This is a genomic window from Curtobacterium sp. UNCCL20, from assembly GCF_900101675.1.
In the GTDB taxonomy this organism is placed as follows: Bacteria; Actinomycetota; Actinomycetes; order Actinomycetales; family Microbacteriaceae; genus Curtobacterium.
Genome location: NZ_FNKG01000003.1, coordinates 416,723 through 431,608, shown reverse-complemented (window position 1 = coordinate 431,608; position 14,886 = coordinate 416,723). Strand labels below are relative to the sequence as shown.

Annotated in this window: 14 protein-coding genes; 3 read left to right on the top strand and 11 right to left on the bottom strand. The window is 72.0% G+C overall.

The features are described from left to right. Positions 1-290: 290 nt before the first annotated feature. The 8 genes from BLT36_RS15115 to BLT36_RS15080 form a co-directional block, all read right to left on the bottom strand. Positions 291-881 (bottom strand): hypothetical protein, encoded by a 591-nt coding sequence (locus BLT36_RS15115; RefSeq protein ID WP_092096349.1) that lies wholly within the window; start codon positions 879-881, stop codon positions 291-293. 11 nt (positions 882-892) lie between these two features. Beyond that, on the bottom strand, positions 893-2,032 hold the full coding sequence (locus tag BLT36_RS15110) for a zinc-dependent alcohol dehydrogenase (RefSeq protein WP_092096347.1): 1,140 nt from the start codon (positions 2,030-2,032) through the stop codon (positions 893-895). Between the two features lie 79 nt (positions 2,033-2,111). Continuing rightward, positions 2,112-3,482 (bottom strand): HD domain-containing protein, encoded by a 1,371-nt coding sequence (locus BLT36_RS15105; protein ID WP_175529667.1) that lies wholly within the window; start codon positions 3,480-3,482, stop codon positions 2,112-2,114. Positions 3,483-3,804: 322 nt separating this feature from the next. Beyond that, entirely contained in the window at positions 3,805-5,133 is a 1,329-nt protein-coding gene (locus BLT36_RS15100; RefSeq protein ID WP_092096344.1) for an NAD(P)/FAD-dependent oxidoreductase, read from the bottom strand. 32 nt (positions 5,134-5,165) lie between these two features. Beyond that, positions 5,166-5,375 carry a hypothetical protein gene (locus tag BLT36_RS15095; protein ID WP_092096343.1) on the bottom strand — a complete coding sequence of 70 codons (210 nt, stop codon included), beginning with the start codon at positions 5,373-5,375 and terminating at the stop codon, positions 5,166-5,168. 7 nt (positions 5,376-5,382) lie between these two features. Then, positions 5,383-7,182 carry a DEAD/DEAH box helicase gene (locus BLT36_RS15090; protein WP_092096565.1) on the bottom strand — a complete coding sequence of 600 codons (1,800 nt, stop codon included), beginning with the start codon at positions 7,180-7,182 and terminating at the stop codon, positions 5,383-5,385. Positions 7,183-7,376: 194 nt separating this feature from the next. Then, on the bottom strand, positions 7,377-8,627 hold the full coding sequence (gene dinB / locus BLT36_RS15085; protein WP_254787682.1) for a DNA polymerase IV: 1,251 nt from the start codon (positions 8,625-8,627) through the stop codon (positions 7,377-7,379). Between the two features lie 37 nt (positions 8,628-8,664). After that, a complete protein-coding gene (locus BLT36_RS15080) occupies positions 8,665-9,837 on the bottom strand; it encodes an acyl-CoA dehydrogenase family protein (protein ID WP_092096342.1) in 1,173 nt (390 codons plus the stop codon). Positions 9,838-9,860: 23 nt separating this feature from the next. Between BLT36_RS15080 and BLT36_RS15075 the strand changes: the two genes are divergently transcribed. Next, the gene (locus BLT36_RS15075) at positions 9,861-10,655 is read left to right on the top strand and encodes an SGNH/GDSL hydrolase family protein (protein ID WP_092096562.1); all 795 of its coding nucleotides are present in this window, start codon (positions 9,861-9,863) and stop codon (positions 10,653-10,655) included. 4 nt (positions 10,656-10,659) lie between these two features. Continuing rightward, positions 10,660-11,109, top strand: coding sequence for a hypothetical protein (locus BLT36_RS15070; protein WP_092096341.1), 450 nt, complete (start codon positions 10,660-10,662; stop codon positions 11,107-11,109). Positions 11,110-11,123: 14 nt separating this feature from the next. On the opposite strand, the gene BLT36_RS15065 is transcribed toward BLT36_RS15070, so the two are convergent. After that, positions 11,124-12,503 (bottom strand): serine hydrolase domain-containing protein, encoded by a 1,380-nt coding sequence (locus tag BLT36_RS15065; protein ID WP_092096339.1) that lies wholly within the window; start codon positions 12,501-12,503, stop codon positions 11,124-11,126. Between the two features lie 38 nt (positions 12,504-12,541). Here BLT36_RS15065 and BLT36_RS15060 point away from each other — a divergent pair, with 38 nt between their 5' ends. Further along, entirely contained in the window at positions 12,542-13,003 is a 462-nt protein-coding gene (locus BLT36_RS15060) for a hypothetical protein (protein ID WP_092096337.1), read from the top strand. 103 nt (positions 13,004-13,106) lie between these two features. Here the strand turns inward: BLT36_RS15060 and BLT36_RS15055 are convergent, their stop codons facing one another. Then, a complete protein-coding gene (locus BLT36_RS15055) occupies positions 13,107-13,637 on the bottom strand; it encodes a GNAT family N-acetyltransferase (RefSeq protein ID WP_092096335.1) in 531 nt (176 codons plus the stop codon). Between the two features lie 12 nt (positions 13,638-13,649). Further along, a complete protein-coding gene (locus tag BLT36_RS15050; RefSeq protein ID WP_175529666.1) occupies positions 13,650-14,882 on the bottom strand; it encodes a D-alanyl-D-alanine carboxypeptidase family protein in 1,233 nt (410 codons plus the stop codon). Positions 14,883-14,886: the final 4 nt, after the last annotated feature.

Here is a 14,886-nt window from a genome sequence, read left to right as displayed (position 1 = left end):
CACCGTGCGACACCGCACCCGTCGATCGACACGTGGAACGTCGGAACATGCACACGCGGACGCATCAGTGCCGGGAGGCACGGCTCCGCTCCGCCTCGGGCCTCGCGCCCGGCGGTCGGTCCCCACCACTGCCGCACGCAACAGTTGCAGGCGCGCGGGAGCGACAAGGCCGACGTCGTACGACATCGACGACGTCGCACCTGCGCGCGCGCAACAGTTGCACGCGCGTGGTTGCGACGCGGCCGGTGTCGTACGACATCGACGACGTCGTTCCGAGTCGGCAGCGCCGCTCAGCGCCGCCGCACCCGCCGCACCCGCCGCACCACCAGCACCACGGCCCCCAGCGCCGCGAGCCAGCCCCAGTTCGCCACGACGGGATCGAGCAGCTGGTGCCGCCAGTCCCGCCGCGACGACCCGAGTCTCGAGGCGACGGGGTGCTTCCCGCGCTCCGCCCGCACCCCGGTCTCCCGGATCACCCGGTCCGGCCGGCCGTGCAGGGCATCGGTCACCCGGTGGACGCCGACGTCGAGCCGGTCCCCGACGACGAGCAGCATCCAGTGCGCCAGCCGCCCCTCGCTGAACCGTGCGTACGCCAGGCGGCGCACCGCTCCCGGCACTCCCCGGAGCGGCTGTGCGGTGCCGAACACCGGCGTCACGTGGGCGTGCTCGATCGAACGCTCCCGGCCGGAGGCGCCGGGCTGCTGCGACGGCACCTCCCAGTGCGCCCCGGTGGCCGAACCGGCCGACCGGGAGAGCTTCGGCACCGACGGCCGGTCGGCGAGGTCGAGGTCGCTCCCCCACCCGGGGATCCGGGCGCGGAGCTCCTCGGCGGACGGCACCCGCCGCGGTGGATCGGCGATGTACGGGGTGTGGTCGGACATGTCGGGCCTCCTCACGGCACGACGACGGTCTTGATGCAACCGTCGAGCTTGGACGAGAACACGTGGTAGCCCTCGGCGATGTGTTCGAGGGGGATCCGGTGCGTGATGATGTCGCTCGGCTTGAAGTGCCCGGCCTGGATGTGCTCGAGCAGCCGCGGCCACTGCCGCTTCACGGGTGCCTGGTTCGCGTGGATCGTGACGCCCTTGTTCATCGCGTCGCCGAACTTGACCGCGCTCGGGATGGGCCCGTAGGCGCCGATCGCCGAGACGGTGCCGCCCTTCCGGACGCCGTCGATCGCCCAGTTGAGCGCCGTCGGCGATCCGCCCTGCAGCTTGAACTTCGAGGCGGTGACCTGCTGGGTGAAGTTCCCGTCCGCCTCTGCTCCGACGGCGTCGATCACACTGTCCGCACCGAGGTAGTCGGTCTGTTTCTTCATCTCGAGCACGACGTCGTCGACCTCGGCGAAGTTGATCGTCTCGGCGTGCGCGAACGTCTCGGCCTTCTCGAGCCGGTACTCGAGCTGGTCGACCACGATGACGCGACCGGCGCCCATGAACCACGCCGAGGCCGCGGAGAACAGGCCGACGGGCCCCGCGCCGAGCACCACGACGGTGTCGCCCTCGCGGATCGAGGCCAGCTGCGCCCCGAAGTACCCGGTGCTGAGCGCATCGGTCATCAGGAGCGCGTCCTCGTCGTCGAGCCAGTCCGGGATCACCTGCGGCCCGACGTCGGCGAACGGCACGCGTACGCGCTCCGCCTGCCCGCCGTCGTACCCGCCGGTGGTGTGCGAGTAGCCGTAGATGCCGCCGACCGCGGTCGCGTTCGGGTTCACGTTGTGGCAGTTCGAGAAGAGTCCGCGTGCGCAGAACCAGCAGCTCCCGCAGCAGATGTTGAACGGGACCATCACGCGGTCCCCGACGGACAGGGTCTCGACGGACGAGCCGATCTGCTCGACGACGCCGATGAACTCGTGCCCGAACGTGTGCCCGACGCGGGTGTCGGGCATCATCCCGTGGTAGAGGTGCAGATCGGATCCGCAGATCGCAGCCCGCTCCACCCGCACGATCGCGTCGTTCGGGTGTTCGATCCGCGGGTCTGGCTTCTCCTCGACACGGACCCGGTACGGCCCGCGGTACGTCATCGCGCGCATGGCGCTCCTCTCACTCGAAGCGCCCACGCTGTCGCGGCGTCAGTGGGAGGCGGTCCAGGTCCGCGCATCGTGAACAGGATCAGTCGGTCGGGTGCCGCTGTTCGCCCGCCAGCCGACACGCGAGCCACCGTCGTGCCCCGGGGACGTCGTCGAACACCCCGTCGTCCTGCGCGTCGGCGGCTGCGGCGAGGAGTCCGTGGAACGTCGGGCCGGGGACGAGTCCGGCGTCGATGAGGTCTCGGCCGGTGAGCAGCGGAACCTGCCGTCGCGCGACCTGGTCGGACGACATCACCCGGAGCCAGGTCCACGCGGGGCTGCTCGTGGACGCCGTTCCCCGGCCGCGCGCGTCCGCTTCGCACACGCGTGCCCACGCCTCGGCGGTGCCGAGCGACCCGCCGAGTCGGCGCAGGAGCCGACGGGCGGCCGGGACCGACGGCGCGGCTCCACCCGTGGAGTGCGCCACCATGTGCTCGCGGACGAGGACCACGATCCGGTCGACGAGGTGCCGAGGCGCACCGACTCGACGCAGCAGGGCCCGCGCGGCGACGGCACCGGACTGCTCGTGGCCAAGGCTCCGGATCCGGACCCCGCCGTCGGGCCGGGGCTCGGTCCAGGTGCCGTCGCCGGCCTTCCCAACGTCGTGGAGCAGCGCCGCGAGCACGATCACGACGCGGTCGTCGCCGGTGATCCCGTCGGCGGTGCACTGCTGGGCTGCCCACTCGGCAGCGAGACCGGCGTGCACGTGCACGGGGCCCTCCGGGTGCCAGCCGGGGTCCTGCGGTACGTCCCGCATCGCGTGGAGCTCGGGGAAGTGTGCGTCCCAGCCGGTCGCGTGCAGGAGGTCCAGCGCGGCGACGAGGTGATCGCCCCCGGCGGCCTTCCGGAGCTCCGGCCAGACGCGTTCCGACGCGATCGACCCGTACGTGTCCCGGAGTGCACGCGCCACCGAGACCGTCGCGGGGTCCACCCGCAGGCCGAACCGGGCGACGAGCTGCACAGCCCGCAGCACCCGAAGCGGGTCCTCGCCGAAGCGGTCCGACGTGTGCCGGAGCAGGCCGACGGCCGCGTCGTCGATGCCGCTGAACGCGTCCAGGTACACGGCGTCGACGGGGTCCCACGCAACGGCGTCGATCGTGAAGTCGCGACGCTCGGCCGATCGCACGAAGGACTCGTCGTCCGTCCCTGGGACGAGCGCGACGTCCAGGTCGGCGCCGTCGAACACGACCTTGAGCACTTCGAACCGGGATCCCGCACGCGTCACCACGGCACCGGCACGTCGGAGGGTGACCGCGACCGCCTCGGGGTCCTCGGCACCGTGCAGCTCGACGTCGACGTCGCCGTGCGCGACGACCGGCACCGACCGTCCTGCGTCCCGGAGCAGGGCGTCGCGCACCGATCCGCCCACGACGAGCGGGCGCCCGACGCCTCCGAGGACGGCGAGTGCGGCCACGGCTCCCCCGGTCAGGCCGAGGCCGCGACGCGGATCGTCGGGGCCGGGGCAGCGGTGCAGCTCGCGCGGACGGCGCGGGCGGCCGCACCGCACGCAGCTGGTGGGTCGGGTGGTGCTGGTGTTCACGAGACGGGCGCCCTCCGGGACCTCCGTGCGTCGGCACCGAGGGAGTCAGTCTGCCGCACCACGGCCCTCGGACGCGACCCCGCGACGGCCTGGAGGCGCGGTGCCAGCTGGCACCGCGCCTCCAGGCCGTCAGACGGTCGCGTCTCGCTCTTCGACGCCTCGACGAACGTGCGACCGCTGAGCCGAGTTCGGTCTCCTAGCTCTTCGACGCCTCGACGAAGGTGCGACGGGGGTCCGTCTCCTTGATGAGGGAGGTCGCATCGCGACCGGAGACGGCACCCGTGACCCAGCCGATGACGATGCGTGCCTTCCGGTTGAGGGTCGGCATCGCGTACACGTGGTACGCACGGTGCGCGAGCCACGCGAGCAGGTTCGTCATCTTGATGCCCTTGATGTTCGCCGCGCCCTTGGCGACACCGTACGAGGCGACCGTGCCGATCGACGGGTGGCGGTACTCCTCGAGGGGCTTGCCGGTGATCGTGGCGACCACGTTGTCCGCGGCGACGACGGCCTGACGGACGGCGTTCTGCGCGTTCGGCGGGTAGTACGCCGGCTGCTTGTCCGCGGTGAGGTCGGGGACCTGCGCCACGTCGCCGAGGCCCCAGACACCCGGGACGACCTCGTGGGTCTCCTCGTTCTCGACCTGGAGCTTCGCGTTCGCGGCGAGGTGTCCCTTCGGACCGCGCGGCAGGTCGGACGCGTCGAGGAGCGGGTTCGGCTTCACGCCGGCGGTCCAGACGATGAGGCCGGCGGCGAACTCGTCACCGTCGGAGAGCTTGACGACGCCGCCCTCGCAGCTCGGCATCGTGGTCTTCAGGCGGACGTCGATGCCGCGGGCACGGAGCGACTCGAGGGTCCACTTCGACAGGTCGGGGCCGACCTCCGGCGCGACGCGGTCGAGCGCGTCGATGAGGACCCAGCGCGGGTGCTCGCCGGCGAGCGACGGGTAGGTCTTGATGGCAGCCTGCGACACGTCGAAGAGTTCACCGATCGCCTCGACGCCGGTGTAGCCACCGCCGACGAAGATGCTGGTGAGGAGGCGGCGACGCTCGTCCTCGTCGCGGGTGGCAGCGGCCTTCGCGATGTTGTCGAGGAGCTTGGCGCGGACGTAGGCGGCCTCCTCGACGGTCTTGAATCCGACGCCGTGCTCCTCGAGCCCGGGCGTCGGGAAGGTGCGGGTGACCGAACCGAGCGCGACGACGAGCTGGTCGTAGCCGAGCGTGCGCTCGTCGCCGCCGGCCGTGGCGACCGAGACGGTCTTGTCCGCAGACGAGATGCCGGTGACCTTGCCCTGGATCACACGGGTCTTCCGGAGCGCACGACGGAGCTCCACCGTGACGTCCTTCGGCGCGATGTGGCCGCCGGCGACCTCCGGCAGGAACGGCAGGTACGTGTAGTACGTGTTCTGGTCCACGAGCGTGATGCGCATCGGCACGGTCGCCGCGTGCTTCTGGAGCTGCTTGACGGTGGTGTAACCAGCGGAACCGCCGCCGAGGACGAGGACGTGAGGGATCGAGTCTGCCATTCCTCCGGTCTACCGGAGATTTGCTTGGCGCGTCATGAGTTCCGCGGCCTGTCGCGGAGCCGCCACCACGCGGTCTCGGCGAGTTCGATCCCCATGTAGACGCCGTGGGGGGTGCGGCGGGACTCGGTGAGCGAGAACCGCCGCAGACGGTAGCCACCGCCGAAGCGGTCGATGATCGCCTCGGGCGAGGACTCCGGGTCGCGTTTGACGTACCAGGTCCGGTCGTCGACCGGTTCGATCACGGCAGGGTCACCGACGGCCGCCGATCCGGGAGCGCAGGATGTCGATGCGCTTCTGGATCTGCTCGATGCTCGCCTGCGCCACGGCCGGCCCACCGCTGATCCGGCGGAGTTCGGCGTGGATCGCCCCGTGTGGTTCGTTGGCGTGCCGCGACCAGATCGACACCAGCCGGTGCAGCTCGGACCGCTGCTCCTTGATCGTCTGGTACATCGGCCGGTTCTCGGGCTCGGCGACCTTGGGGAGTCCGTCCTTGGGCACACGACCCTTGGCTCGCTTCGCCTGGGTCGCCTGGCGTGCCCGGAGCAGGTCGCGCACCTGGTCGGGTTCGAGGAGCCCGGGGATGCCGATGAAGTCGAGTTCCTCGAGCGAGCCGACCTCGCCGCCGGTCCCGAACTCGCCGCCGTCGTAGAGCACGCGGTCGAACGACGCCTGCGAGTCGAGGGCCTCGAAGGGCTGCACCTCGAGCAGGCTCTCGGAGGCGCGGTCCTCCTTGTTGGCCTCGGCGACCATCGCGTCCTCGGGGTTGTACATCCCGTCGTCGGCGTCCTTGGGGCGGTCGAGTGCGTGGTCGCGTTCGAGCTCGAGCGACGCCGCCAGGGCCATCAGCCCGGGGACGCTCGGCAGGAAGACACTGGCGGTCTCGCCCCGGCGGCGGGCGCGCACGAAGCGGCCGATCACCTGTGCGAAGAACAGCGGCGTGCTCGCGCTGGTGGCGTACACGCCGACGCAGAGCCGGGGCACGTCGACGCCTTCGGACACCATGCGAACAGCGACCATCCAGCGCGAGGTGTCCTCGGCGAACGCCTGGATCCGGCTGGAGGCGGCGGCCTCGTCCGAGAGCACCACGGTCGGACGCTCGCCGGTGATCTGCTGGAGGATGCGGGCGTAGGCGCGGGCCGTGGTGGTGTCCGTCGCGATCACGAGTCCACCGGCGTCGGGCACCCCGCGTCGGACCTCGGTGAGGCGCTTGTCGGCGGCAGACAGGACCGCCGGCATCCACTCGCCCTCGGGCGAGAGGGCGGTGCGCCACGCCTGGGCGGTGATGTCCTTCGTCACGGGTTCGCCGAGCGACGCCGACATCTCGTCGCCCATCCGGGTCTTCCAGCGCATCTGCCCGGCGTAGGCCATGAACAGCACCGGACGGACGACGCCGTCCTTCAGCGCGCGGCCGTAGCCGTAGTTGTAGTCGGAGATCGAGGTGCGGATGCCCTGCTCGTCGGGGGCGTACTGCACGAACGGGATCGGTGCGGTGTCCGAGCGGAACGGGGTCCCCGACAGGGACAGGCGGCGGGTGGCCTTGGAGAACGCCTCGCGGATGCCGTCGCCCCAGGTCAGAGCGTCACCGCCGTGGTGGACCTCGTCGAGGACGACCAGGGTGCGGCCGCCCTCGGTGATCTTCTGGTGGACCTCGGGGTTCATGCCGACCTGGGCGTACGTGATCGCGACGCCCTGGTAGTGCCGGCCGAACATGCCGTCACCGTTCTTGAACATCGGGTCGATGCGGATGCCCACCCGGTCGGCCGAGTCGGCCCACTGGCGCTTCAGGTGCTCGGTCGGTGCGACGACCACGATGCGGTCGACGGTGCCGCGGGCGAGGAGCTCGGTGGCGAGTCGGAGCGCGAACGTCGTCTTGCCCGCGCCCGGTGTCGCCGCCGCGAGGAAGTCGCGGGGTTCCTTCTCGAAGTACTTCGTCAGCGCCTCGATCTGCCAGGCGCGGAGCTTCGACGCGGTGCCCCAGGCCGCACGGTCCGGGAACGCCGGGGAGAGGTGCTGGACGGCGGAGTTGCCCGCGGCCTCGGCAGCGGCCACGGCGTCGTCGTGGGCTGCTGCTGCGGTGCCGTCGGGGTCTGCTGCTGCGGTGCCGTCGGGGTCGGTCGGGCCGGTCCCCGTCGCGGGCGCCGCGGTGTCGTCCCACAGCGCCGCGGACTGGTCCCCTGCCGCTGGCTGGTGCGCCCCTGGCTGATCGGTGTACTCGGCTGCGCTCACTTCACCCGATTCTACCGTCACCCTCGGTCCTGCCGAGCGTGCGGGACGTGCCCCTCGGGCGTGCCGCGGACCAGCGATGCCGGTCGCAGCACCCCGGCGCCGAAGCGCGCGGCGACCGCGTCCACCGTCGTCTCCGTCTCGCGCCACGGCGCGTCGTCGTCCCAGAGCGCGTTGCTCGCGGCGGCCGGCACGAGGTTCTCGCCACGCACGCCGATGAGCCGGATCTGGTTGCCCGGCCGGTGCAGGACGTCGTACAGGTCGACGGCTTCGCGGTGCAGGCGTTTCGCGACGTCGGTGGGTTCGGCGAGGGTGCGGGACCGGGTCAGCGTGGTGAAGTCGGTGTAGCGGACCTTGAGCGACACGGTCCGTGCCTGCACCTCGGCGCGGCGGAGCCGGACGGCCACCTTGTCGGCCAGGCGCAGGAGTTCGCGGGCGACGTCGTCGCGCTCGGTGAGGTCGTGGCCGAAGGTGACCTCGTGCCCGATCGACTTCTCGCCGACGCCGTCCTCCACCACCCGCGGGTCGCGGCCCCAGGACAGGTCGTGCAGGCGCTGGCCGCCGGCGGGCCCGAGCGCGGAGACGAGGGAACCGAGCGGTGTGTTCGCGAGGTCCCCCACCGTGCGGATGCCGCGCCGCTCGAGGGTCTCCTGCGTCTTCCCGCCCACACCCCACAGCGCGGAGACCGGCTGCGGGTGCAGGAACGCGACGGTGTCGGCCGCGGGCACCACCAGGAGACCGTCCGGCTTCGCCCGGCTGGACGCGAGCTTCGCGACGAACTTCGTCGACGCGGCGCCGACGGAGCAGTGCAGCCCGGTCTCGTCGAACACGGCGCGGCGGATGGCCTGGCCGATCTGCCACGGCGTGCCGTAGAGCCGGAGCGCCCCGGCGACGTCGAGGAAGGCTTCGTCGATGCCGAGCTTCTCGACGCGCGGGGTGAAGCGGTCGAACACGGCCATCACGGCGGCGGACTTGTCGCGGTACTTCTCGAAGTGGGGTTCGACGATGATCGCGTTCGGGCAGCGGCGCTTCGCGATCGCCATCGGCATGGCGGAGTTCACGCCGTACTTGCGCGCTTCGTAGGTGGCGGCGGTGACCACCGAGCGGTCCGAGTCGTGGCCGACGATGACGGGCAGCCCGATGAGGTCCGGTCGGTCGAGCAGCTCCACCGAGGCGAAAAAGGCGTCCATGTCGACGTGCAGCACGCTGGCCGTCAGGTCGTCGACGGGCGCGTCGGACACCAGTCGGTTGCGTCCGTCCTGCTTGCTCACACGCCGATGATGCCAGCCCCCACCGACATCGCCCGCGTCAGCCGAGCGGCGCGAGTGGCCCGAGCACCGACGCGGCGATCGTCCGCGCCGCCGAGTCCCGCGACGACGGGTGGTACTGCCCCGCCCGCACGTCACGCGACAACCGCGCCAGCTCGCCGGAGGCCCGGTAGGCGCCGCCACCGACGACCCGCATCGCCTCGTCCACCACGTGCTGCGCCGTGTCGACCGTGCGCGCCTTCGTGCCCACGAGCAGCGGGAACCACCGGCTCCCGAGGTCGTCGGCCTCGTCGACGGACCGAGCGAGCGAGGACACCTGCAGCTCGACGGCGTCGACCGCGCCGCGGATGTCCGCGATCGCCCGGCGCACGTCCGGGTCCTGTGACCGCGGCGTGCCGTCGAGGGAGACCCGGTCCGCGACCGCGGCGGCCGCGAGCGTCACGGCCCGTTCGGCGATCCCGACGTACACCGAGGCGATGAGCAGTTCGAACGCGGCGAAGACCCCGAACACGAGGGGGTCCTGGTTCGGCCCGACCGGCAGCGACCGCACGATCCGGTCCGCCGGGACGTGCACGCCACGCAGCGTCGTCGTCCGGCTCTGCGTCGCCCGCATCCCGAGCGTGTCCCAGTCGTCGAGGTGCTCCACGTCGCCGTCGCTCCGGAGCACGAACCCGTGCACGAGGCGCGGCTCCGGCCCGGTGTCGTCCTTGCCGAACACGCTCAGTACGTCCCACGCGGGCGCGAGCGAGGTGAAGACCTTCGTCCCGGTGAAGCGGTAGCCGCCGTCGCGGTCCGGCTCCGCCGTGGTCGACGAGTCGAACAGGACGGCGTCGTTGCCCGGCTCGCTCACACCGAACGCCAGGAGGTGGTCGTCCGCCGCGTGGTCGGTGACGGCCTGGAGGAACGACTCACCCCGTCGAGTGACGGCGCGCGCCGCCTGCACCCACACCTGGTGCATCCCGAGCGCGAGTGCGGTCGCGGGCGCGGCCTGCGCGATGCTGCGCTGCACCGCGGACGTCGCGGCGAGCCCGAGTCCGGACCCGCCCTGCTCGACGGGCACCCCGATGCGCAGGTACCCCGCAGCGCGGAGCTCGTCGAGGTCCTCGGCGCAGAAGGCGTTCTCGGCGTCGTACCGCGGCGCCCGCGCGGCGATCCGTGCGAGGAGGTCCTCCGGCACGGCCCAGGCGGACGCTCCCGTGTTGGCCTTCGTCATGACACGAGACTATGGTCCGAGACGTGTCAGATCGTCATCCCTGGTCCAGGTACGTCGCGATCGGTGACTCGTTCACCGAGGGGATCGGTGACCCCGACCCCACCGTCCCCGGGGGCAACCGGGGTTGGGCGGACCGCGTGGCCGAGGTCCTGGCGAACCAGACGGACGACTTCGCCTACGCGAACCTGGCGATCCGCGGGCGGCTGCTCCAGCAGATCATCGACGAGCAGGTGGAACCCGCCCTCGCCCTGCACCCGGACCTCATCACCGTGTCCGCCGGCGGCAACGACATCATCCGGCCCGGGTCGGACCCCGACGAGCTCGCCGAGAAGGTGGACCGCATGGTCGAGCGGCTCCGGAGCGACGGTGCGACGGTCGTGCTCTTCACCGGGCCCGACGTCGGGATGACACCGGTGCTCGGGATGGTGCGCGGCAAGACGGCGACCTACAACGAGAACCTGCACGCGATCGCGCTGAAGCACGGTGCGATCGTCGCGAACATGTGGGCGCTCCGGGTGCTGCGTGATCCGCGGATGTGGGCGCCGGACCGACTGCACCACTCCCCCATGGGGCACGCGACCGTCGCCGCCGCCGTCCTCGACGCCCTCGGTGTCGAGCACGGTCTGGCGCCGTTCAACCCCGAGCCGCTCGAGGCCAGGCCCTGGCGCGAGGCCCGCGCCGAGGACCTCGGCTGGGCGCGCGAGTACCTCGTCCCGTGGGTGGTCCGGCGGATCAAGCACACCTCCTCGGGCGACGGTGTCTCCCCGAAGCGTCCCGAGCTCCGCGACGTCCTCGAGCACAAGTCCGACACCCCCTGACGCCGTGACCATCCCCCGCCTGAACACGCGGAACGGGCTCCTCGGCGTCGGGACCGCTGCCGTGGTGGTCGGCCTGCTGGCCGGGTGTTCCGCACCACGGGTGATCGGCGAGCCGTACGCCGGCGCAGGGCGAGGAACCCTCGCCACCGACCCGAGCGACACCGGTCCCACCGTCGGGTGGGTGCGCGAGGGCGAGCGGTTCTTCGTGACGACCTACGGGTCGTCGAGCTGCCCGATCGCGCCGACCCGGCTGGAGTCGAACGACGACGGACCGATGGTGACCATGACCCGGACCGGCGGTGACGCCTGCACGGCTGACTCCGGTCCGGCCTCGTACGCGCTCGACCTGCCCGAGCGCTTCCACGGGCGTGAGCGGGTCACGGTGTCGCTCCGGTTCGAGGACGACGGCCGCGTCGTGCGGCGGGAGCTCCGGCGCTCGGACGACGCCGGGTAGCGCGCCCGACCGCGTCAGTCGGCGGGGCGGGCGAGAGTGAGCGCGCCGTCGTGCAGCGGCTCCGTCGCCCAGCGGACCCCGGCCGTGCCGGCGTGCTCGTCGATCCGGAGCCACAGCATGTGCGGTGTCTCCACGAACCGGAGCGCGACGAGCACCGTGCCGGCGGGTTCGGTGGCCCCGCTCGCGGCCAGGGCGCCCTCGACCGCCCAGCGCCCGTCACCGACCGGCACCGACGCCGTCCGGCCGTCGCCCTCGATGGTGAGCCGGACCCCGTCGGCGTCCCGCTCGAGGCGCACGGCGTCGAGGACGCCGTCGGGCCGCACCCGCAGCGGACCGTGGCCGAGGTCCTTCGGAAGTGATCCCCCGCTCACCGGAGGCAGTCCCAGGGAGGCGAGTCGCGCCTCCAGGCCGCTGTCCCCGACCGCATCTGCGTCCGCAGCGTCGATGGCGGGCAGTAGGTGCTCCCACGCAGCGTCGAGGACGGCCTGCATGTCGAGGCTCTGACCGGTGATCGCGAGGACGACGTCCTGCTCCGGCAGGACGACGCAGAACTGGCCGTACGCGCCGTCGCCGCGGAAGCCGTGCCGGGCCATCCAGAACTGGAACCCGTACCCCTGCCGCCAGTCGGGGTTGGCCTCGTCCGGGTTCTCGACCTGCGTGCTGGTGGCAGCGGCGACCCAGTCCTCGTCGAGGATGCGCTCCCCCTCCCACACACCGTGCTGCAGGTAGAGCTGGCCGAGCTTCGCGACCGCCTCGGTCGGGGCGTAGCAACCGCTGTAGCCGAGCTCCGCGCCGGTGGCGTCACGGGTCCACGCGAGGTCGTCGATGCCGAGCTGGTCGAGCAGCCGCGGGCGGAGGTAGTCCACGAGGGAGCCCCCGCTGACCCGGCGGACGATCGCGCCGAGCGTGTACGTGCACGGCTGGTTGTAGGCGAAGACCGTGCCCGGCTCCTCGTCGGGCGGGAGCAGCAGGAACCCGCGGACGGTGTTCTCCGGGTCGAGGGCCCGGGCACGCTCGATGGTCTCCTCGCGGTGGCCGCTCGCCATCGCCAGGAGGTGGCGGACGAGGATCCGACGGCTGCGTTCGTCGGTGATCTCGGCGTCGAGTTCGGGGAAGTACGAGAGCGCGGTCGCGTCGAGGTCGATCAGTCCCTCGCGCACGGCGATGCCGACGGCGGCCGCGGTGAAGCTCTTGCTCAGCGAGTAGAGCAGGTGCACGCGGCCCGGCTCGTACGGAGCCCACCATCCCTCGGCGGCGACGCGGCCGTGGCGGAGGAGCTGGAAGCCGTGCGGCTCCACGCCGGGTGTCGACTCGAGCGCGTCGAGGAACGCCGCGATGCCGCGGGCGTCGATGCCGAGGGTGGACGGGGCAGTGCGGGGGAACGTCGTCGTCACGGGGTCGACACTACGACGATCGTCAGTACGCTGTCCGGATGCGCCGTACGCTGCCGCCCCTCCTCGTCGCCGCCCTCGCGGCGCTGCTCCTCGCGGGGTGCACGGCGCAGGACCCGGTCGATCGCGCGGCGCTCGAACAGTGGAAGACCGATCACGACAGCGCGGCCGACGACGACCTCGGGGTGCTCGCTGCCGACGTCGACCCTGCCGACCCGTCGCCCTCGAGCAAGGACGGCATCACGATCACGTTCCCGGAGCCGGAGGACATCGATCACCTCGAGTTCACCTGCTTCGGCGACGGGACGATGTCCGGCGGGCTGACCATCCGGTCGGGCAGCACGAGTCGGAACACGCAGTCCGCGGAGCCGATGTCCTGCGTGGACGGGACACAGCGGTTCCCGCTGCCGCGCACTTGGCGGAAGGCCGTGGAGGAAGTCACCTTCGATGCGTACGACGCGTCGAAGGAGAGCACCTGGCAGCTGCGGATCGTCGGCGGCTGAGATCGTCAGCGGCTGACGACCGCGCCGTCTCCAGCATCCGCCGGCCACTGATCGACGTGCGTGGGTCCGCGGGCCTCGAGTCACTGTCGACGCTCCGGTCTCGTCAGGAGCGCGAGCGGGGTAGCGGCTCCACGTCGGGGACGGGGTCGGTGGCGAGCCGCGCGTGCGTCTCGACGTCGAACCGTTCGTCGCCGTAGCGGAGCCGCTCCCGCTCGGTGCCCTCGACCACGAAGCCGGCGCGGTTCGCCACGCGGCACGAGGCAGGGTTGTTCGTGCGGTGCCCGAGTTCGAGCCGGTGCAGGCCGAGGGCGAAGGCGTCGTCCGCCGCTGCGACCACGGCCCGGGTCGCCAGGCCGTGCCCGCGCGCCGCAGGGGTCAGCCAGTAGGAGATCCACGCGGTGCCGTGGACGTACTCGATCGCCGTCGCGCTCACGCTGCCGACGACGGTGTCCGTGGCGTCGACGACTGCCCAGTTGCGAGCGTGCTCGTCGTGCCGGTACCGGGTGGCGATGAAGGCGGCGGCCGCTGCGTCGTCGGCGAACGGTGCACCGCCGAGCTGTCGCGCGACCTCCGGGTCCGTCGACGCTCCCCGGAGCAGCGGGGCGTCGGCGGTCGACCAGGGGCGCAGGTGCACGGTGGGTTTCGCTCACGCGCCCTGGAACGGGTTGGTCCACCGCCACCAGACCCCCGGGTCGTCGATGGGCCGCTCGAGCACGAGCGGCACCGTGACCGGGTCGTGGTCGGAGATCGTGAACCGCACCTTCCCGACCCGCTCCCCCTTGGTCCCGAGGGTGATCGTGTCGAGGTGGGTCGTCGCGGAGACCGTCGTCTTCCCCCACACGAGGACCTCCGCCGCCGACTTCGACACGGCGTCGGCGTGGTCCTTCCACGGGGTCGAGAACGTGCCGAAGGTCTGCCCCGCGTGGGTGAGCGTGACGACCTGGAAGTTGTCCGCCACGGTCCGGAGCAGCCGTTGGACGTCGGCGTCGAGCGAGTCGTGGTCGACCCCGCCGAGCATCGCGCCGACGACGGTGACCTGCTTGCCGCCGCGCTCGTAGGTGGCGGCGAAGAGCAGGCACGCCCCGGCCTCGTCGAGCGTGCCGGTCTTGATGCCCTCGACCCCGTCGAGCCCGAGCAGCTTGTTCGAGTTCTCGATCTCGCCGACGTTCGGGACGGTGACCTGCTTGGTGCCGACGATCTCCTTCACCACGGGGTTCGCCAGGGCGAGCTGTCCGAGCTTCACCAGGTCGGTCGCGGTGGAGGTGTTGTGCGCGTCGAGCCCGGTGGGCTCCTCGATGGTGGTGTGCTCGAGTCCGTGCTGGTCGAGCCACTTCGCCGCCGCGGCCTTGTACGCGTCCATCGACCCGTACGCCCAGATCGCGAGCGACCCGGCGTAGTTGTTCGCGGACTTCATCAGCATCACCTGGAAGGTCTGGTACTCGGAGAGCCGCAGGCCCGAGGGCATCGGGGCGACCTCGCCGTTCATCGCCAGGTACTTCGCGTAGAGCGCCTGCATGCCCGGCGAGAACGTGATCGTCGGCCCGGCCTCACCGGTGCTGAGCGGCTCCTTCTCGAGCACCACGAGCGCGGTGACGACCTTCGAGATGCTGGCGATCGACCGCGGCTTGGTGTCGCCGCCGGTCCGGAGGCTCTCCGGGAAGTCGGTCGCCTGCACGGCGGTCGCGCCGTACCCGGGGAAGTCGAGCGTCGGGACGGTCGACGTCGGTGCCGAGTAGGTGGTGGCGGACGCACTCGCCGGGGCGAACGGCACGACCGCCGCGGCGGCGAGGTACCCGATCGCCAGCACGAGCACGGCGATGACGGAGATCGTCACCGGCCTCCGGACGGCGGAGCGGGGGCGACGGACGACTGCTGACACGGGA

Bases quoted from the DNA above. Each gene is read 5' to 3' on its own strand.
- BLT36_RS15115 (WP_092096349.1), bottom strand. From the start codon at position 881: ATGTCCGACCACACCCCGTACATCGCCGATCCACCGCGGCGGGTGCCG.
- BLT36_RS15110 (WP_092096347.1), bottom strand. From the start codon at position 2,032: ATGCGCGCGATGACGTACCGCGGGCCGTACCGGGTCCGTGTCGAGGAG.
- BLT36_RS15100 (WP_092096344.1), bottom strand. From the start codon at position 5,133: ATGGCAGACTCGATCCCTCACGTCCTCGTCCTCGGCGGCGGTTCCGCT.
- BLT36_RS15080 (WP_092096342.1), bottom strand. From the start codon at position 9,837: ATGACGAAGGCCAACACGGGAGCGTCCGCCTGGGCCGTGCCGGAGGAC.
- BLT36_RS15060 (WP_092096337.1), top strand. From the start codon at position 12,542: ATGCGCCGTACGCTGCCGCCCCTCCTCGTCGCCGCCCTCGCGGCGCTG.